This is a genomic window from Sedimentitalea xiamensis, assembly GCF_030164465.1.
In the GTDB taxonomy this organism is placed as follows: domain Bacteria; phylum Pseudomonadota; class Alphaproteobacteria; order Rhodobacterales; family Rhodobacteraceae; genus Sedimentitalea; species Sedimentitalea xiamensis.
In genome coordinates, this window is sequence record NZ_JASNJE010000001.1 from 261124 (window position 1) to 279546 (window position 18423).

An 18423-nucleotide genomic window follows, 5' to 3' on the forward strand; every position below is an offset into this window, starting at 1 on the left:
CGATCACCGCACCAGATAGGGTCTGGCAGCTTCGGGCGTCGTGTCGACCGGGACCGTATCGACCGGGAAATCGCCGGTGAGATAGGGGTGCATTCCCTGGTTCTTCAGGTTCTGGAGAAACTGTCCGAACCCCGACAGGTCCGCCATGATCGGAACTTCCGTCAGGCGGTTCCGCACGGGCGCCTCTCCGGTTTCGGAGATGATCTGTTGCAGGGGCTCCATCGGGTTCTCGACGAACTCGGCCATGGTCCAGATCCTGACATGGGCCTGGGATTGTCCGGACCGCAGCAGCTTCAGGAATGCGCTCTCGATCTTCTGAAGCCGCGCGGCCTCTCTACGCAGATCGGCGAAGTTCCGGTTCGACTGAAACAGGGGGACAGCCCAGGCGCCGGAAATCACATGGATCCTGGCATTGCGGTCCCGCGCGAGAAACGGCGCAATCTGCTGCCGGTCCGACGGCGCGAACTGGAAACACTGCCGTTCGCCGCGCGTGTTCCAGATCAGGCTGGTCAGAAACGCCTCCGGCGCATAGTCGCGCTTGGCGGCGCTATCGCTCAGGGCACCGCGCGCCACGGCATGACCCGCGGCGAACTCGACCTTCTCCGCCGCGAAAAGATGCCCGTGCGCACAGGCGCCGGTCGCTTTCGCCAGCCAGTGATCGAAACTGCCGAAAATCGCGTCGAACCCCTGAAACACCGAATAGGCGTTGGCCGTGATCCCCTTCTCCCATCCCGGCCGGGGCATCCGGCTCTGCATGTACAGTCCCGGCCGTCCCGAGGTCCGCCGGTCGACGGCCCTGGAAAATATCCGGTCGATCGCACCGGGATCGGGTTCAACCGTCGATGTCCCGGTTTGGCCACCGGACAGGAATGCGCGGTAAAGACCGTCCGCACCGGGCCAGACCTTGCGGGCGACGAAAAACCCGGACCGCCGGAGCAGCTTGAGGTGATCGTCGTAGAAGATATGCGGCTTGCCCTGAAAATCGAACCTGGACAGGGTCAGGGAACGGCTTTCGATCTTGCCGGAAAAGAGCCGGGCAAGGGTCTGGAAATAGCTTTCATCGGGGATCCAGACCCGCCGGAAATAGCGGTCATAGACCGGCCTGTTCGGGTCCTGCAATATGGCGGACAAGGTCCGTCGGGTCAGGCACCACCACTGGCTTCCCATGTGCGGCACGAGGCCGGGCGGGATGCGCCGGCGCAGACCGAGACGGCGCTGCAATGCGACATAGCGGTCAAACAGCCTGCGGTTCCGGCGCCAGGAAAACGGAAAACGCAGCGTGAACCGTTCCTCGTCCAGCCCGCCGACCGTCCAGGGCACATCCTCCGTCGTCGCGCTCTCGATGAAATCCGTGCGCGGACGGGCCTTCAGATACTCCGCCAGGTCCCGCGCCGGACGCAACGGCAGGCAGGACCCGGAGGACAGGTAGACGTGATCCACCTGACCGAAGGTTTCGAGCATCAATTCCGACGCGGCCTGGGTTGCGGCAACGATTCCCCAGGTTCCCCATTGGCAGCGATGGCGCTTGCAGAACCGGACCAGGGGGTCATGCCCGAGCGCCGCCTCGAAGGCGCGAAACGCCTGATCCGGCGTGTTGCGATCCACATGCAGTACCACCGGACATCCGGCGGCGGTCCAGTGGCGCACGACCTGTTCGGCCCGTTCCAGGCCGTCATGCACCAGCATCACGATTCCGACCGTCATGCCCAGCTTCCCTTGGACATCAGGCCGAGGATCTCGATCTGCCGCCAGTTGACGTATTTCTCGCTCCGCCCGCACCACAGGTCCGGTTGCGCCGGAAGGCTCGCCGCATAGGCCCTGTATTCCGCCGAGGCCGCATAGTGCTGGTTTCGCGTCAGTTCTTCCGCCGCCTTGTCCGCGAACATGTCGAGAAACTTGGCATGCAGCAAGACACCGCTTGCCTTTTCGCCACCCCATTCGTCATAGACCTGGTTCAATCCCCGCGGCAGCAGCATGTGGGTCGAACTGACATAGGCATAGCGCCGATCCCATTTCACCAGCGGGATCTTGTTCAGCGCCGGCGCCTTTTCCGGCGCGCCGGCAAAAAAAGCCCGGCTGCGCGGTCCCCCCTGAATCCACAGGTTTCCGAACTTCCGGTTCTTCCTGATCGTGTAATTCCCGCTGTCGAACCAGCAGGCGATCTCCAGCGGGTCGCTCCCGGCCGTGTAGCGGCGCGCGTCCAGCGTCCCCTTGGGGTACATGTCCAGAAGCATCGCGCCGAAGGACTTGATCGACGACGCGTCGAGCCAATCGGTGAGGGCGCGCAACGGCCGGGTGTCGCAGAACGGATAGATCAGGAATTCGTCCGGATCGACGACCAGCGTCCAGTGGCCGTGGGCATGCCGGATCTGAAGCCACGTGACCCAGTCCATGCCGAACCGCGACCGGCTGTAACTCGCGTCCGTGCGCCAAAGCGAAACATCGCTCTGGTCGGCGAGGTAATCCGCCGACCCGTCGTCGCTGCCATTGTCGACGATCAGGAAATGGCCGACGCCCAGGGTTCTGTAATATTCAAGGAAATAGGGCAGGCGGACAGCCTCGTTCCTGAGGGTGCAGAACAAGAGAATATCCTGCGGCGCGATCTGCCCTGTGCGGTCGGCCACCGGGCGCAATTCCAGGGATTTCCGCAAGGCGCGCAGCCGCAGACGCTTGCGCGCCAACCGCATCCGGTAGGATTCCAGAATACTCACGCCGCTGCCCTTTTTGCCCCCGGCCTTCGGATTCACCGTGCAGCTACTGCATATCGGCGATTTACTGACACTTTATTACTTGTTGCCGGCGTCATCGCAATGGGGCCATTGCGGCGTCAAGCTACCATGGCCCGCGCTCCATCAAACCGAGATCGACAAGTTGCCGCCAGCCCTCATATCTGGTGGACTCCGCCTCCCAGAGATCCGGGTCCCGGCTCACCGCGTCATAATAGACGTCGTAATAGCCGGCATCGGTGAAATGCTCCTGGCGGCGTTTTTCGGTTTCCGCCCGCGCAGGGGCGTCGGGCAGGAATTTCGTGTGCAGCAGCAGGCCGGACGGACGGTCGGCACCCGCGGTTCCGTGCAGCCGGTTCAGGGCGACCGGCAACAGCATATGGGTCGAATTGACATAGGCTGTCGTGGCGCGCCACCGGACCAGCGGCACCTTGTTCAGGAACGGTGCGCGGTCCGGATCCTCCGCAAAGAAACACCGCGCCCGGACACCGCCCTTCAGACACACGTTCTGGAAATTCGGTTTCCGCTGGGCCCAATAGCCATGGGCGTCGAACCAGCCGGCGATCTCCGTCGGGTCCTGTCCGGCGCGGTAGCAATGCGTTCCCGGCCGGCCCCTGGGATAGAGTTCGAGCATCATCGCGCCCATGCTTTCGATCCCCCGCCGGTCCAGCCATCCGGTCAGGCTCCGCAGGTCGCGATTGTCCCAGTCGGGATAGATCAGCAGTTCGTCGGCATCCGCCACCACGGCCCATCGGCCCCGCGCGTGGCGGCGCAGCAGCCAGTTCAGCCAATCCATCCCGAACCGCGCGGCGCGATAGCTGGCTTCGGTGCGCCAGACCGTCACATCCGGTTGCGCGGAAAGCAGTTCGCCGGTTCCGTCGGTGCTGCCATTGTCGACGATCAGGAAATGGCCGACGCCCAGCTTGCGGTAATGTTCCAGAAAGAACGGCAGGCGCAGGTGCTCATTACGCATCACCGACAGCGCAAGAACGTCCTTGGCCGCGATGGCGCCCCGCCGGTCCGACACGATCCGCAGCTCCCGCCGCTTGCGGAAGGCCCGCCACAAGAGACGCTTGCGGTGCAGGCGGCGGCGATAGCGACGGCGGAGGTCCGAAAGGTCGATCATGCCGCAGGGTCGCCCCTATCTGTCGTAGTGACCCGCCTGGTGCCAGCGCCAGGCGTCCGCGATCATCGTCTGCAACGACGATCGGGTCGGCGACCAGCCGAGCTCCCGCTCGGCCCGGACCGACCCCGACACCAGCTTCGTGCAATCGCCGCCGCGCCGGGGTCCGATGACGATCGGCACGTCGCGATTGGTGACGGACCGGGAATGGTCGATCACCTCGCGCACGGAAAAGCCCGTTCCGGTTCCGAGGTTGAACACCCGGCTGCCCTTGCCCCGTTCCAGCCAGTTCAACCCCAGGACATGCGCATCCACCAGGTCGCAGACATGCACATAATCCCGGATACAGGTGCCGTCGGGCGTGTCATAGTCGGTTCCAAAGACCGTCAGGGCATCCCGCTTGCCATCGATGGCGTCCAGCATCAGCGGCACAAGATGGGTTTCCGGGCGGTGGAATTCGCCGACTTCGGCCTCCGGGTCCGCCCCGGCCACGTTGAAATACCGGAAGATCACGTGCCGCAGCCCGTGCGCCGCCTCGAAGTCCCGCAGGATATCCTCTATCGCGCGTTTGGACGCGCCATAGGAATTCAGCGGCGCCTGCGGCGTATCCTCGTCCAGAACCACGTTGTCGTGGTCCCCATAGGTGGCGCAGGTAGACGAAAAGACGAAATCCAGGCAGCCGGCCTCGACCGCGGCTTCGATCAGGCACAGCGACCCGCTCACGTTGTTGCGCCAGTATTTCCCCGGCTCCGCCATCGCCTCGCCAACCTGGCTGAGGGCGGCGAAATGCATCACGGCGGCGGGGCGGTATTGCGCGAATACCTCGTTCAGCCGGGCGCGGTCCAGCAGGTCGCCCTGCTCGAACGGCCCGAACTTCACCGCATCCCGCCATCCCGTCACCAGGTTGTCATAGGTGACGGGCCTGTATCCCGCCGCCGCCAGAGCCTTGCAGGCATGCGAACCGATATAGCCCGCGCCGCCGGTCACAAGAATGGTCTTCACTGACGAGTCTCCGCGCCGGCCTATTCGGCGGCCTTGTCCAGTTGCACCATTTCCCGCAGATACCGCGACAGTTCATCGCGCAGATCGTCCCGTGCAAGAGCGAAGGCGACCGTCGCCTGCAGGAAACCCGCCTTGGAGCCGCAGTCGAACCGTTGTCCACGGAAGCGGTAGCCATGGACGGGAACGCTGTTCTCGATATCCTTGGCGATCGCATCGGTCAGCTGGATTTCACCGCCCGCGCCCTGCCTCATCTGGTTGAGGTTGCGCAGAACCGACGGGCTCAGGATGTAGCGGCCGATGACCGCCAGGTTCGACGGCGCCTCTTCGGCCTTCGGCTTCTCGACCATGCCCTTGACCGACACGATCGAACCCATGTCCTCGGACACGTCGAGCACGCCATAGGAAGACGCCCGTTCCGGCGGCACTTCCATCGCGGCGACCATGTTGCCGCCGGTTTCGGCGTAGGCTTCCATCATCTGCTGAAGACAGGGGGTTTCGGCGGCGATCACGTCGTCCGGCAGCAGCACCGCGAAAGGTTCGTTGGCGATCAGACGGCGGGCGCACCACACCGCATGGCCAAGACCCAGGGCCTTGTGCTGGCGGATATAGGCGATGGCCCCGCTTTCCATGTCGGTGCTCTTGAGGATCTTCAGCAGTTCCGTCTTGCCCTTGCTGCGCAATTCCTGCTCCAGCATCGGCGCGTTGTCGAAATAATCCTCCAGCGCGCCCTTGCCCCGGGACGTGACGAAGATGAACTCCTTGATCCCGGCGGCGCGGGCCTCGTCGATGGCATACTGAACCAGCGGGCGATCGACGAGCGTCATGATTTCCTTCGGGACCGATTTGGTCGCAGGCAGGAACCGCGTTCCCATCCCTGCAACTGGAAAAATGGCTTTCGTTACTTTTCTGGTCATGGGTCTTCCTTGGTTCAACAATTCACGACTACAATACACGGCGTACTGTTACACCTTTTGATGACAAGTCACATCCGCGAACTTGTTTCAACCGGCCTGGCATCACGTTCCGCTTTCTGTTGCTTTTCCGACAGTCATTGCAATCCCCGCACTTCGCGGATCCGGTCGATCTCCGAACGCACACGCCGACCGAACGTCCAGAAGGAAATCAGGGGTTGGGTTCTTTCGCTCTTGCCGAACATGCCGCCAGTCTGTTCCCAATACCCGTCGTTGGTGAATCGGACCTTATGAAACAACCCGGTCGGCGACAATCGGATCACTGTGACCGAGCCATTTTTCGCCAATGCCTGCGCCCGAAGACGCGAACGGGACCAGAAGCGGCCGCTCAGAACCGATGGCGGCCCGAGCTTTTGCCAGACGAAGGGGCGAAAGGCCTCCTTCGGATGCGCCAGCCGCGGCATGAGCGCGCGCTCCCGCGCCAGTCCGGCGCGCCATCCCCTCTCGAAGCTTTCCATCAGCCGGCGCACGTCGCGCGGCTCAAGCCTGCCATCGATCATCCGGGTCAAAGCGCGGCGGCGCTGATCCGCCTTCAGGCGGCGCAACAGATCGGGCAGCCGCGCTTCATCGCAATGTTTGCGCAGGAACACCGCCCAGCTTTCCCCCAGATCGGACAGGTCCCGCGCAACTCCCTTCGCGCGCCGCACGTCATTGGCGCCGCGATGGACCTGCGCCAGCGGTGCAATCGCGGTGCAATGTCCCAGGTCGGCCAGCCGCAGATTGAGGTCCGTGTCCCCCAGGCCGGTGCGAAACACCGGATCGAAGCCGCCGATATCCGCCAGGACCGACCGGCGCACCGCCATGTTGGTGGCCACGGTCCGGATCGCCCGGTCCGCGGTGGCCGAAAACATCACGCTGCCCTCTCCCGCCAGTTCGATCGGCCCGGTCTTTCCGGTTCTGTCGACCCATTCCGCCTTGTTCCGGAACGAAATGCCGTTGCGGCCCCGCACGAAACCGCCCGCCGCCACGACCTCCTGCCGGGCAAAGGGCGCGATCAGGTAATGCAGCCACGTCGGTTCCGGCACCGAAATATCGTCGATGAAGGCCACGATCTCCCCGGCGGCGGATTCGATTCCGACATTGCGCGCCGCCGAAACATTGGCGGTGTCGCATGCGACCAGCCTGGCATGCGCCGCCTGGGGCAAATCACGCATCGCCGTGCAACTGTCCGGATCGGCAACGACCACCACTTCAAAGCGATGATACATCAACTGCGCCACCCCGGTCAGGCACCGGCGCAGGGCTTCCGGCCGTTGCCTGCTGACGATCACCACGCTGACCGTCAGCGCATCGCTCATTCCAGACCCATCTCGCGCATCATCCGCTCCAGCCGCGGCACGTCCTCGGGATTGTTCAGCTCCCAGAACTGGCGGCCCCGCGCCTCGACCTCGACGCACAGAACCTTGCGGCCGTTCTCCATGAAGCGCAACTGCTCCAGCCCTTCCAGCTGTTCGAGCGGGCCGGTGGGCCAGGCCGGATAGGCCGCCAGCGCATCCGGTCGGTAGGCATAGACACCGACATGGTGGAACACCGGCGTCTCCTCGTCGTCGCCGTAGCGCCGGGAGGTGAAGGGAATCACCTCCTTGGAGAAATACATCGCGCTGTGATCCGCGGCGAAGACGGCCGTGGTTCCGCCGACGCGGCCCTCGCGCCGGTCCGCGAGAAACCCGTTCAGCGCCGCCCCGTCGCAGCGCAACACCGGCGTGGCCACGCCCGCATCGGGGGCGGCGCGCAGCCCGGCGACCAGATCCTCGATGAACCAGTGCGGCGTCAGCGGCGCATCCCCCTGAAGGTTCACCACGATGTCGAACCCTCCGCCCAGCGCCGCGTGGGTTTCGGCGCAGCGTTCGGTTCCGTTGGCGCAGTCCGAAGAGGTCATCACCACCTCGGCCCCGAACGCCTCGCAGGCTTCCCGGATACGCGCGTCATCGGTCGCCACGACGACGCGGTCGACACCCGACACCTCCCGCGCGGCGCGCCAGGACCGTTCGATGAGGCTGCGCGAAACGCCCGTTGCCCCGGTCAGCGGAACAAGCGGTTTCCCCGGATAGCGGGTCGACGCGAACCGCGCCGGGATGGCGACCAGGACCGGCATCACGCCTCCTTCAGACCGACGCCCGGCGCATGGGCGATGAAGAACGGGTTGGCGTAGCCCGGCTTGCCATAGGTCAGCGGGCTGTGATCGTCAAAGCGCACGACGCTGCCGCCGGCGCCGGCCAGAACCGCATGCCCTGCCGCCGTGTCCCATTCCATGGTGCGCCCGACCCGCGGATAGAGATCCGCCTCGCCGGTCGCCACCAGGCAGAATTTCAGCGAGGATCCCGCGCTCTTCATGTCCTTGACCGCGTATTTTCCGATGTAATCGTCGGTGGCCTGGTCGCGGTGCGACTTGGACGCCACCACCATCAGCGCCGCGTTGTCGGGCTTCGCCACGCGGATCGGGCTGGTCGGTCCGGCAGAGCCCTTGTCGAGCGCCCCGGTCTCCTCGACCGATTGCCCGTCCGCCAGGGTGTAGAACATGCGCCCCTTGGCCGGGGCATAGACCACGCCCCGCGTCGGAACGCCGTTTTCGACCAGGGCGATATTCACCGTGAAATCGCCGCGGCGGTGGATGAACTCCTTGGTGCCGTCCAGCGGATCGACGATCAGGAACGTGTCGCCGCGCGCGCTGTGACTGTCGGCCTGTTCCTCGGTCACCAGCATCATGTCGGGAAAGGCGGCGCGCAGACCGGCCGAGATGATCACATCCGCCGCCTCGTCCGCCGCCGTCACCGGGCTGTCGTCGGATTTGACCTTCACGTCGAAATCGTCGGCATCGTAGATCTCCATGATCTTGTCGCCGGCCTCCAGCGCCAGTCTTCGGATCACGGGGATAAGGGTGTCATAGGTCACTCGGCTGCTCCAGTCACGGTTTGGCATGTTGATGTGTCGCGGTCGCACTCTTATGCTGCGCCGGCAACGGAACGGCAAGAATTCAGTGTCAGGATTGCCTGACTCACTGTTTCACGGGATCGCGGTCGATGTTCAGATACTCCAGACGCCGGACCAGGGCGGCCGGCGCGACCCAGATGATGGAACTGATCTTCCATTCCATCGTGCGCAGCATCCGCAAATCCGACAGGAACGCCTTTGTCGCCATCCTGCGGAACATGCTCCAGGTGGTGCTGTTCGTGCTGGTCTTCTATTTCATGTTCATCGTCCTGGGCCTGCGCAGCACCGCGGTGCGCGGCGATTTCCTGCTTTATGTCATGTCGGGCATCTTCCTGTTCATGTGCCACGCCAAGGCGGTGAGCGCCGTGGCGGGGGCCGAGGGGCCGAATTCCCCGATGATGCAGCACGCCCCGATGAACACGATCGTCGCCATCGCCGCGGCGGCGCTGGGCTCGCTTTACGTGCAGACCCTGTCGATGCTCGCGATCCTCTACATCTATCACGCCGCCTTCACGCCGGTGGAGATCGACCAGCCCATCGCCGCCTACGGGATGATGCTGCTCGCGTGGTTCACCGGCTGTGCGGTCGGCCTGATCTTCCTGGTGCTGAAACCCTGGTTTCCCACCGCGGTCGGCATCATGACCACCATCTACCAGCGCGCCAACGTCATCGCCTCGGGCAAGATGTTCCTGGCCAACACGCTGCCCGGCTTCATGCTCGCCATGTTCGACTGGAACCCGCTGTTTCACACCATCGACCAAGCGCGCGGCTTCATTTTCATCAACTACAACCCGCATTACAGCAACTGGGAATACGCTGCCTGGGTCGGCGTCGTGCTGGTGATGATCGGCCTGATGGGCGAATTCTACACCCGCCGCCACGTCTCGGTCAGCTGGGGCGCGCGCCGCTGAACCCGGCTCAGGTCACGACCCGCAGCGTCAGATTGATCCGCCCGCCCGCCGGCAGCAGGCGGGACGATCCGAACCGGATCCGGTCGACGCCATGATAGGCCAACCGCGCCGCGCCGCCCATGACCACCACGTCGCCCGACGTCAGCCAGACCGATTCCGTCTTGCCGCCCCGCGTGCGGCTGCCGATCCGGAACAGCCCGTCGTCGCCCAGCGACACCGACACCACCGGCCAGGAGAAATCCGCCTCGTCCCGGTCCTGGTGCAGTCCCATGCGCGCGCCTTCGCCATACCAGTTGACCAGGCAGCACTCCGGTTGCCGCGACAGCCCGGTCACCTCGTCCCAGATCCGCAGGATTCCGGCCGGGATGTCCGGCCAGGCCGCGCCGCCGGGATGATGCGTGACATAGCGATACCCGGCCCGGTCCGAATACCAGCCGAAACGGCCCGCGGAAGACATCCGCACCGACATCGGCCTGCCAAGGGATGTCTGCGGCGCGAACAGCGGCGCCGCGCGCAGGATCTGGCGCACCTCCTCCACGATCCGCGCCTGCTCCGGCGGCGGCAGAAACCCCTTGAAGATCCCGGCGCCGCGCAGTTCGAGCCTTGCCATCCGCCGTTTTCCACTCCTTAACAGAACGCCTGAATAATTCGCCCGGATTCGCGAAATCGGACGCGCGTCGATGGTTGCAGCCCCCCGATGCGCTCCCTATATACGCCGGGACGCACGGTGAGCGGAACCGCGGCCGTGCCTGTGGATCGGGGTCAGGATGCCGAAACGGGTTCAGACCTCGGGTAATCGCCTTGAAGCAAGAAGGGATCAAAGATGAGCAAAGTAATCGGAATCGACCTTGGCACCACGAACAGCTGCGTCGCCATCATGGACGGCAGCAAGCCCCGCGTGATCGAAAACGCCGAGGGCGCCCGCACCACCCCGTCGATCGTCGCCTTCACGGATGACGAACGCCTGGTCGGCCAGCCGGCGAAACGCCAGGCCGTGACCAACCCAGACAACACCATCTTCGGCGTCAAGCGCCTGATCGGTCGCCGCAACGACGACAAGGATCTCGCCAAGGACAAGAAGAACCTGCCGTTCGAAGTCATCGACGGCGGCAACGGCGACGCATGGGTGCGCGCCAAGGGCGAAAAATACAGCCCCAGCCAGATTTCCGCCTTCATCCTCGGCAAGATGAAGGAAACCGCCGAAAGCTATCTCGGCGAAGAAGTGAAGCAGGCCGTCATCACCGTGCCCGCCTATTTCAACGACGCCCAGCGCCAGGCCACCAAGGACGCCGGCAAGATCGCCGGTCTCGAAGTGCTGCGGATCATCAACGAACCCACCGCCGCCGCGCTGGCCTATGGTCTGGACAAGGAAAACACCCACACCATCGCGGTCTACGACCTTGGCGGCGGCACCTTCGACGTGACCATCCTGGAAATCGACGATGGCCTGTTCGAAGTGAAATCGACCAACGGCGACACCTTCCTGGGTGGCGAAGACTTCGACATGCGCATCGTCAACTACCTGGCGGACGAATTCAAAAAGGAAAACGGCGTCGACCTGACCAAGGACAAGATGGCCCTCCAGCGCCTGAAGGAAGCCGCCGAAAAGGCCAAGATCGAACTGTCCAGCGCCAACCAGACCGAAATCAACCAGCCGTTCATCTCGATGGACCCGAAAGGCGGCCAGCCGCTGCACCTGGTGATGAAACTGACCCGCGCAAAGCTCGAACAGCTGGTCGGCGACCTGATCAAGCAATCGCTCGCGCCCTGCAAGGCCGCGCTCAAGGATGCGGGCATGTCGGCCGGTGACGTGGACGAGATCGTTCTCGTGGGCGGCATGACCCGGATGCCCAAGGTGATCGAGGAAGTGACCAAGTTCTTCGGCAAGGAACCCCACAAGGGCGTGAACCCGGACGAGGTCGTCGCCATGGGCGCCGCCATCCAGGCCGGCGTGCTTCAGGGTGACGTGAAAGACGTGGTTCTGCTGGACGTGACCCCGCTCAGCCTCGGCATCGAAACGCTCGGCGGCGTGTTCACGCGCCTGATCGACCGCAACACGACGATCCCGACCAAGAAATCGCAGATCTTCTCGACCGCCGAAGACAACCAGAACGCCGTGACCATCCGGGTATTCCAGGGCGAACGCGAAATGGCCGCCGACAACAAGATCCTCGGTCAGTTCAACCTTGAAAACATCCCGCCGGCCCCGCGCGGCATGCCGCAGATCGAAGTCACCTTCGACATCGACGCCAACGGCATCGTGTCGGTCGGCGCGCTCGACAAGGGCACCGGCAAGGAACAGAAGATCACGATCCAGGCGTCGGGCGGTCTGTCGGATGCCGACATCGAGAAAATGGTCAAGGACGCCGAGGAAAACGCCGAATCCGACAAGGCGCGCCGCGAGCTGATCGAGGCGAAGAACCACGCGGAAAGCATCATCCATTCGACCGAGAAATCGATCGAAGAGCATTCCGACAAGGTGGATCCGACCACGGTCGAAGCCATCGAACTGGCGATCGCCGCGCTCAAGGACGAGCTGGAAACCGACAATGCCGACAAGATCAAGTCCGGCATCCAGAACGTCACCGAAGCGGCGATGAAACTGGGCGAAGCCATCTACAAGGCCAGCCAGGAAAGCGAAGAGGAACCCGTGGCGGCCGATGCGGGCGGGGCGGCGGATGACGACGACATCGTCGACGCCGAATTCGAAGACCTGGACAATGACAAGCGTGCCTGAGGCACGGGCCTGAACCTGGACGGGCCGGCCTGGAAAACGGGTCGGCCCTCTGCCGTTCAGACAGGAGGACGACGAGATGTCCAAACGTGATTTCTATGACGTGCTCGGCGTGTCCAAGGGCGCATCGGCGGACGAAATAAAGAAAGCCTACCGCAGCAAGGCCAAGGAACTGCACCCGGACCGCAATTCGGACAACCCGAAGGCGGAAAGCCAGTTCAAGGAAGCCAACGAAGCCTACGAGATCCTCAAGGACGCGAACAAGAAGGCCGCCTATGACCGCTATGGCCACGCCGCTTTCGAAGGCGGGGGCGGCGGCCCGCGTCCGGGCCATGGCTTTGGCGGCGGCGATTTCTCCTCCGCCTTCTCCGATGTTTTCGACGATCTGTTCGGCGATTTCATGGGCGGTCAGCGCGGCGGCGGACGGCGCGCGGCGCGCGGCTCCGACCTGCGCTACAACCTGCGCGTCACCATGGAAGACGCCTATTCCGGCCTCCAGAAATCGATCCATGTGCCCACCGCCGTGGCCTGTTCCGCCTGTGACGGCAACGGTGCCGAAGGCGGCGCGGAACCGACGACCTGCCCGACCTGTTCCGGCATGGGCAAGGTCCGCGCACAACAGGGCTTCTTCACCGTCGAGCGCACCTGCCCGACCTGCTCGGGTCTCGGGCAGATCATCAAGAATCCCTGCAAGACCTGCGGCGGACAGGGCCGGGTCGAAAAGGACCGGGCGCTGAACGTCAACATTCCCGCCGGCGTCGAAACCGGCACCCGCATCCGTCTCGCCGGCGAAGGCGAAGCCGGGATGCGCGGCGGGCCACCGGGCGATCTCTACATCTTCGTGGAGGTCCAGGCCCACGACCTGTTCGAACGCGACGGCACCAACCTCTATTGCCGCGTGCCCGTGAGCATGGCCAAGGCGGCGCTCGGCGGCGCGATCGAGGTGCCGACGATCGACGGTGGCCGCGGCCGGGTGCAGATCCCTGCGGGCAGCCAGTCGGGCCGCCAGATGCGCCTGCGCGGCAAGGGCATGCCCGCCCTGCGCGGCGGCGGCATCGGCGACATGTTCATCGAACTGGCCGTCGAGACCCCGGTCAACCTGACCAGCCGGCAAAAGGAACTGCTGCGCGAGTTCGAGGATCTGAGCGAAGACAACAATCCCGAATCCAAGACCTTCTTCTCCTCCGTCAAGTCCTTCTGGGACGGGATGAAGGGCTGACCACGCCACCGCGCCCACCAAAACGCTGCGAACCGACGCCGGCCCCGACAGGCCGGCGTTTTTTGTGCCCGACGACCGCGATGCACGCGATATGCACAGCGTATGTACGCCTGGCACACCCCCGTTTCGCCGCCGGCGCGGGCGGGCATTAACCGGATATTCACCTCGCGGGCGGATCGTCGCCCCATGACCAACGGCCACTCCTTTCACGAAGCGCCCATGCTGTTTGACAGCGACGAGGTCCCCGTCACCCCGCTTCCGGGCGGGCGGCTGCCCTCCTATATCGCCGATCACCGGCAACGCCTGCGCGACCGGTTCATGCAGGGCGGCGCGGCGGCGATGCCCGATTACGAACTGCTGGAACTGGTGCTGTTCCGGTCGATCCCGCGCCGTGACGTCAAACCGCTCGCCCGCGCCCTGCTCGACGCGTTCGGAGACTTCAACAGGGTTCTCGCCGCCCCGCCCGACCGGCTCGCCCGCATCAAGGGCGTCGGCGACGCGGTGGTGGCCGATCTCAAGATCCTCGAGGCTGCGGCGCACCGCATGGCCCGCTCCAAAGTTTTGAAAACCCACGTCATTTCCAGTTGGGACGCGATCATCGACTATTGTCACACCACCATGGCCCATCGCGAGACCGAACAGTTCCGCGTGCTGTATCTCGACCGCAAGAACGTGCTGATCGCGGACGAGGAACAGGCGCGCGGAACGGTCGATCATGTGCCTGTCTACCCGCGCGAAGTGGCGAAACGCGCGCTGGAACTGAACGCCTCGGCCCTCATCCTGGTGCATAATCATCCCTCCGGCGACCCGACGCCGTCAGAGGCAGACATCGACATGACGAACCGGGTGCAGGCCGCCTGCGCCGCGCTGGGGCTGACCCTGCACGATCACCTGATCATCGGAAAATCCACCGAACTCAGCTTTCGCGCACAAGGTTATCTTTAGAATTCAGAGACTAAGCATTCCAGGTAGCCGGTGCCCTGCGGGGTCGGGCAGGCCGGATCAGGGTGCGCCTACTGGTTGGAAACCATCGGATCTTCGGTCAGGTTGCTCAGCACAAGAAACTCTCCGACGGCGGAACAGTCGGGCATGGACAGAACGATATCGCGGGCCCTCGGCCGCATGTTCCGGCGCAGATCCAGCGAGCGAGCGGCTATGTCGCGCCCGCAGGTATCGGCAGTGACCTCGGCTTCCACCACCAGCCCCATGTCCCCGGACCGGGTCCTCAGCCCCGCCGGAATGGTATAGACCTTCGCCACTTTCGGCGCGGAACCGGCAGGATTGCCCAGCGGTATCACCGCTGCAACCGGTGTCGCATCCGTTTCCGCGCCTTTCCGGGACGCGGACGCCGACCACAGGTAATCACGGGCATCGGTTTCTGCATCACTGCCCGGCGCATGGAACTGAAAATCGCCTGTGCCCGTCCACTGCAAGACAAAGCGGTCATATTTCGCAAGCGACGGCACTCTTGCAACGGCAATACCTCGTTGCCCCGACCGGGTTCGGGCAAGGATCACGACATTCTCGTTCAACACCGGCACACGCACCGTCAGCTTGCCCGATTTGTCCAGCACCTCGGCAAATTCCAAGCCGTCATGGTGAAGGACAATGCGTTCATGGCCATGACAGGGAGCAGCCACGGTCAGAACAACCGTTGCCATGTCGGACGGCGTCGCGGTTGCCGTCAGAGCGCAGTTCTGCTCGCTGGCGGCGACCGGCGGAAGCGGGGCCGCGGCCCGCGGGACATCCGGCGAACCGATCTCGGTCCGGGGCGTCATGAGGATTGCCTTTGCCGCCCGGCCGGACCCCGGTTCCGGTATCGGTGCGATCGGATCCAGATAGGCCGAACCCAGGCGCTCCGCTTGCGCCGATGTCAGTGAATGGCCCTGCAAGAAGAAGAACCCCGCGCCCAGAGCGCAGGACAGTATCCCGCCCATCAATACGATTTTGCGCATGTCTGACATCTTGCACCGTCCGGTCATTCAGGTCCGGACAACCGTCTCACGCAAAAGCGGCCGGTATGTGGCCGCTTTCGGGAGTCAATCTGACGCGCTGATCAAACCGTTCAGAGAACGCTGCCGTGGCAATGCTTGAACTTCTTGCCGCTGCCGCAGGGGCATTTTTCATTGCGGCCGGGGTTACCCCAGGTCGCGGGATCGTCTTCGACGAACCCCTCCCTGGGGGCCGCGTCCTGGGCAGGCGAACCTTCGGGTTCAGCCGCCGCCTGGTTCAGTCTCGCCTGCTGCGCGGCGATCTGCGCCATCATCTGCTGCTGTTCCTCGGGCGACAGCGGCCGGATCTGCGCAAGGTTCTGGGTCACGCTTTCGCGCAGCCCGTCCAGCAGACCTTCGAACAACTGGAACGCTTCGGTCTTGTATTCATTCAGAGGATCGCGTTGCGCATAGCCGCGGAACCCGACGACCGACCGCAGGTGCTCCAGCGTCAGAAGATGTTCCCGCCATTTGCTGTCGATGGTCTGCAACAGGATCTGCTTTTCGATGTCGCGCATGGTTTCCGGACCGAAGGCGACAGCCTTCTTGGCCATCATCTCGTCTGTCGCCTTGAGCAGACGGTCCCGGATCACCTCGTCGTCGACGCCCTCTTCCGCCGCCCATTCCATCACCGGCACATCGACGCCCAGCTTTTCGATGACTTGGGCATAAAGCCCTTCGGTATCCCACTGATCCGCATAGGTCTTTGGCGGCATGTAGGTGTCGATCAGGTCGTCGATCACCTGCGCGCGCATGTCCGCGGTGATATCGGACAGATCCTTGGCCGCCATGATTTCGCGGCGCTGTTCGAAGATCACCTTGCGCTGATCGTTCATCACGTCATCGAATTTCAGAACGTTCTTGCGCATATCGAAGTTGCGCGCCTCGACCTTGGCCTGCGCGCGTTCCAGCGACTTGTTCACCCAGGGGTGCACGATCGCTTCGCCCTCCTTCAGGCCGAGCGTCTTCAGAACCTTGTCCAGACGATCCGACCCGAAGATCCGCATCAGGTCGTCTTCAAGGCTGAGATAGAATGCCGTTCGGCCGGGATCGCCCTGGCGGCCGGACCGGCCGCGCAACTGGTTGTCGATGCGGCGGCTTTCATGGCGTTCGGACGCCATGACATAGAGCCCTCCGGCGTCGATCACCTTCTGCTTTTCCTCGGCATGCCGCGCCTCTTCGGCAGCGCGCAGTTCCGCCGGGTCGGCATCCGGATTCTCTTCGAGCGCGGCGAGCACCTTGAGTTCGACATTGCCGCCGAGCTGGATGTCGGTGCCGCGTCCGGCCATGTTGGTCGCGATGGTGACGGCGCCCAGGCGTCCGGCATCGGCGACGATCTGCGCTTCCTTCTCGTGCTGCCGCGCATTCAGGACGTTATGCTCGATTCCCGCCGCGGTGAGCATCTGGCTCAGCATTTCCGATTTCTCGATCGACGTCGTGCCGACGAGGACCGGCTGCCCTTTCGCGTTCGCCGCCTTGATCTCTTCGATCATCGCCTCGTATTTCTCGCGCGCGGTGCGATAGACCTGATCGTCCTCGTCGATCCGGGCGATTTCGCGGTTGGTGGGGACCTCGACGACGCCCAGCCCATAGATTTCCTGGAATTCGTCGGCTTCCGTGACCGCGGTTCCGGTCATGCCGGACAATCCGTCGTAAAGCCGAAAGTAGTTCTGAAACGTGACCGAGGCGAGCGTGACGTTTTCCGGCTGTATCTTGACGCCTTCCTTGGCTTCGATTGCCTGATGCAGGCCTTCGGACAGACGGCGCCCGGCCATCATGCGTCCGGTGAATTCGTCGATCAGCACGACGTCGCCATCGCGCACGATGTATTCCTTGTCCTTCTGGAACAGCTTGTGCGCGCGCAGGCCCTGGTTCACATGGTGCACGATCGTCGTGCTTTCCGGATCATACAGCGACTGGCCCGGATCGAGCAGACCGCGGGCATGCAGCTGTTCTTCGAGAAACTCGTTGCCATCGTCGGTAAAGGTGACATTGCGTGTCTTCTCGTCGATCGTGAAATGATCGTCGGACAGGGACGGGATCACGGCGTCGATCTTCTGATAGAGTTCCGACCGGTCTTCGGCGGGGCCGGAAATGATCAGCGGCGTGCGCGCCTCGTCGATCAGGATGCTGTCGACCTCGTCCACGATGGCGAAGTTGTGCTGTTTCTGAAGCACTTCGGACAGATCCGATTTGAGGTTGTCCCGCAGATAGTCGAAGCCGAATTCGTTGTTGGTGCCATAGGTGATGTCGCTGGTATAGGCGCCCATCTTGTCGGCCGGGTTCATGTTCGGGTAGATCACACCGGTGGTCATGCCAAGCATGGCAAAGACCTTGCCCATCCATTCGCTGTCGCGCCGGGCCAGATAATCGTTGACCGTGACAACATGCACGCCCTTGCCGGTCAGCGCGTTCAGATAGGCCGGAAAGGTCGCGACTAGCGTCTTGCCTTCGCCGGTCTTCATCTCGGCGATATTGCCCTGGTGCAGGAACACACCGCCCATCAGCTGCACGTCGAAGGCCCGCAGGCCAAGGGCGCGCCGAGCGGCCTCGCGGCAGTTCGCAAAGGCTTCGGGCAGAAGGTCGTCAAGGCTGGTTCCGTCAAGGGCGCGTTTGCGCAGATCCGCGGTCTTTTCTTTCAGCTGGTCGTCGGTCAGTTTCTCGAAATCGGGTTCCAGCGCGTTGATCTGATCGATCAAGGGTCGCGTCGCCTTGATTTTCCGGTCGTTCGGTGTTCCGAACACCTTTTTGGCGATAGTTCCGAATCCCAGCATGATCTCTCCAGCCAATCTGACTTTTACTCATTGGTGCAGGC

15 protein-coding genes are annotated in these 18423 nt (G+C 63.6%); 4 read left to right on the forward strand and 11 right to left on the reverse strand.

Annotation, left to right across the window (positions count from 1 at the left end; genetic code table 11):
- Positions 1-3: 3 nt before the first annotated feature.
- The 8 genes from QO034_RS01195 to cysQ form a co-directional block, all read right to left on the reverse strand.
- Positions 4-1704 (reverse strand): DUF5927 domain-containing protein, encoded by a 1701-nt coding sequence (locus QO034_RS01195; RefSeq protein WP_284483665.1) that lies wholly within the window; start codon positions 1702-1704, stop codon positions 4-6.
- A complete protein-coding gene (locus QO034_RS01200) occupies positions 1701-2687 on the reverse strand; it encodes a glycosyltransferase family 2 protein (RefSeq protein WP_407696709.1) in 987 nt (328 codons plus the stop codon). Before QO034_RS01200 ends, QO034_RS01195 begins: the two co-directional genes overlap by 4 nt.
- Before the next feature lie 145 nt (positions 2688-2832).
- The gene (locus QO034_RS01205) at positions 2833-3852 is read right to left on the reverse strand and encodes a glycosyltransferase family 2 protein (RefSeq protein WP_284483667.1); all 1020 of its coding nucleotides are present in this window, start codon (positions 3850-3852) and stop codon (positions 2833-2835) included.
- Positions 3853-3867: 15 nt separating this feature from the next.
- A complete protein-coding gene (gene galE / locus QO034_RS01210; RefSeq protein ID WP_284483668.1) occupies positions 3868-4851 on the reverse strand; it encodes a UDP-glucose 4-epimerase GalE in 984 nt (327 codons plus the stop codon).
- A gap of 20 nt (positions 4852-4871) precedes the next feature.
- Positions 4872-5765: a UTP--glucose-1-phosphate uridylyltransferase GalU gene (galU, locus tag QO034_RS01215; protein ID WP_284483669.1), complete on the reverse strand. Its 894-nt coding sequence runs from the start codon at positions 5763-5765 to the stop codon at positions 4872-4874.
- A gap of 134 nt (positions 5766-5899) precedes the next feature.
- The gene (locus QO034_RS01220) at positions 5900-7120 is read right to left on the reverse strand and encodes a glycosyltransferase family 2 protein (protein ID WP_284483670.1); all 1221 of its coding nucleotides are present in this window, start codon (positions 7118-7120) and stop codon (positions 5900-5902) included.
- Complete coding sequence (locus QO034_RS01225; RefSeq protein ID WP_284483671.1) at positions 7117-7917, reverse strand: 3-deoxy-manno-octulosonate cytidylyltransferase; 801 nt, start codon at positions 7915-7917, stop codon at positions 7117-7119. Before QO034_RS01225 ends, QO034_RS01220 begins: the two co-directional genes overlap by 4 nt.
- Positions 7917-8714: a 3'(2'),5'-bisphosphate nucleotidase CysQ gene (gene cysQ, locus QO034_RS01230; RefSeq protein ID WP_284483672.1), complete on the reverse strand. Its 798-nt coding sequence runs from the start codon at positions 8712-8714 to the stop codon at positions 7917-7919. The genes QO034_RS01225 and cysQ overlap by 1 nt, the downstream gene beginning before the upstream one ends.
- A gap of 128 nt (positions 8715-8842) precedes the next feature.
- On the opposite strand from cysQ, the gene QO034_RS01235 reads away from it, so the two are divergent.
- Entirely contained in the window at positions 8843-9664 is an 822-nt protein-coding gene (locus tag QO034_RS01235; RefSeq protein ID WP_284483673.1) for an ABC transporter permease, read from the forward strand.
- 7 nt (positions 9665-9671) lie between these two features.
- Here QO034_RS01235 and QO034_RS01240 read toward each other — a convergent pair whose 3' ends face one another.
- The gene (locus QO034_RS01240; RefSeq protein ID WP_284483674.1) at positions 9672-10274 is read right to left on the reverse strand and encodes an alpha-ketoglutarate-dependent dioxygenase AlkB family protein; all 603 of its coding nucleotides are present in this window, start codon (positions 10272-10274) and stop codon (positions 9672-9674) included.
- A gap of 213 nt (positions 10275-10487) precedes the next feature.
- Between QO034_RS01240 and dnaK the strand changes: the two genes are divergently transcribed.
- The 3 genes from dnaK (at position 10488) to radC (ending at position 14562) form a co-directional block, all read left to right on the forward strand.
- Entirely contained in the window at positions 10488-12401 is a 1914-nt protein-coding gene (dnaK, locus tag QO034_RS01245; RefSeq protein WP_284483675.1) for a molecular chaperone DnaK, read from the forward strand.
- A gap of 76 nt (positions 12402-12477) precedes the next feature.
- Positions 12478-13617 (forward strand): molecular chaperone DnaJ, encoded by a 1140-nt coding sequence (dnaJ, locus tag QO034_RS01250; RefSeq protein WP_284483676.1) that lies wholly within the window; start codon positions 12478-12480, stop codon positions 13615-13617.
- 186 nt (positions 13618-13803) lie between these two features.
- Complete coding sequence (radC, locus tag QO034_RS01255; protein WP_407696703.1) at positions 13804-14562, forward strand: RadC family protein; 759 nt, start codon at positions 13804-13806, stop codon at positions 14560-14562.
- 68 nt (positions 14563-14630) lie between these two features.
- Here the strand turns inward: radC and QO034_RS01260 are convergent, their stop codons facing one another.
- Both QO034_RS01260 and secA read right to left on the reverse strand, forming a co-directional pair.
- Positions 14631-15572, reverse strand: a complete 942-nt coding sequence (locus tag QO034_RS01260; protein WP_284483677.1) for a hypothetical protein — start codon at positions 15570-15572, stop codon at positions 14631-14633.
- Between the two features lie 110 nt (positions 15573-15682).
- Positions 15683-18382 (reverse strand): preprotein translocase subunit SecA, encoded by a 2700-nt coding sequence (gene secA, locus QO034_RS01265; protein ID WP_284483678.1) that lies wholly within the window; start codon positions 18380-18382, stop codon positions 15683-15685.
- Positions 18383-18423 lie beyond the last annotated feature (41 nt).

Coding starts and splice junctions, on each gene's coding strand:
- QO034_RS01195 (WP_284483665.1), bottom strand. CDS start 1,704: ATGACGGTCGGAATCGTGATGCTGGTGCATGACGGCCTGGAACGGGCC.
- QO034_RS01200 (WP_407696709.1), bottom strand. CDS start 2,687: ATGCGGTTGGCGCGCAAGCGTCTGCGGCTGCGCGCCTTGCGGAAATCC.
- QO034_RS01205 (WP_284483667.1), bottom strand. CDS start 3,852: ATGATCGACCTTTCGGACCTCCGCCGTCGCTATCGCCGCCGCCTGCAC.
- galU (WP_284483669.1), bottom strand. CDS start 5,765: ATGACCAGAAAAGTAACGAAAGCCATTTTTCCAGTTGCAGGGATGGGA.
- QO034_RS01220 (WP_284483670.1), bottom strand. CDS start 7,120: ATGAGCGATGCGCTGACGGTCAGCGTGGTGATCGTCAGCAGGCAACGG.
- QO034_RS01225 (WP_284483671.1), bottom strand. CDS start 7,917: ATGCCGGTCCTGGTCGCCATCCCGGCGCGGTTCGCGTCGACCCGCTAT.
- QO034_RS01235 (WP_284483673.1), top strand. CDS start 8,843: ATGTTCAGATACTCCAGACGCCGGACCAGGGCGGCCGGCGCGACCCAG.
- QO034_RS01240 (WP_284483674.1), bottom strand. CDS start 10,274: ATGGCAAGGCTCGAACTGCGCGGCGCCGGGATCTTCAAGGGGTTTCTG.
- dnaK (WP_284483675.1), top strand. CDS start 10,488: ATGAGCAAAGTAATCGGAATCGACCTTGGCACCACGAACAGCTGCGTC.
- dnaJ (WP_284483676.1), top strand. CDS start 12,478: ATGTCCAAACGTGATTTCTATGACGTGCTCGGCGTGTCCAAGGGCGCA.
- radC (WP_407696703.1), top strand. CDS start 13,804: ATGACCAACGGCCACTCCTTTCACGAAGCGCCCATGCTGTTTGACAGC.
- QO034_RS01260 (WP_284483677.1), bottom strand. CDS start 15,572: ATGCGCAAAATCGTATTGATGGGCGGGATACTGTCCTGCGCTCTGGGC.
- secA (WP_284483678.1), bottom strand. CDS start 18,382: ATGCTGGGATTCGGAACTATCGCCAAAAAGGTGTTCGGAACACCGAAC.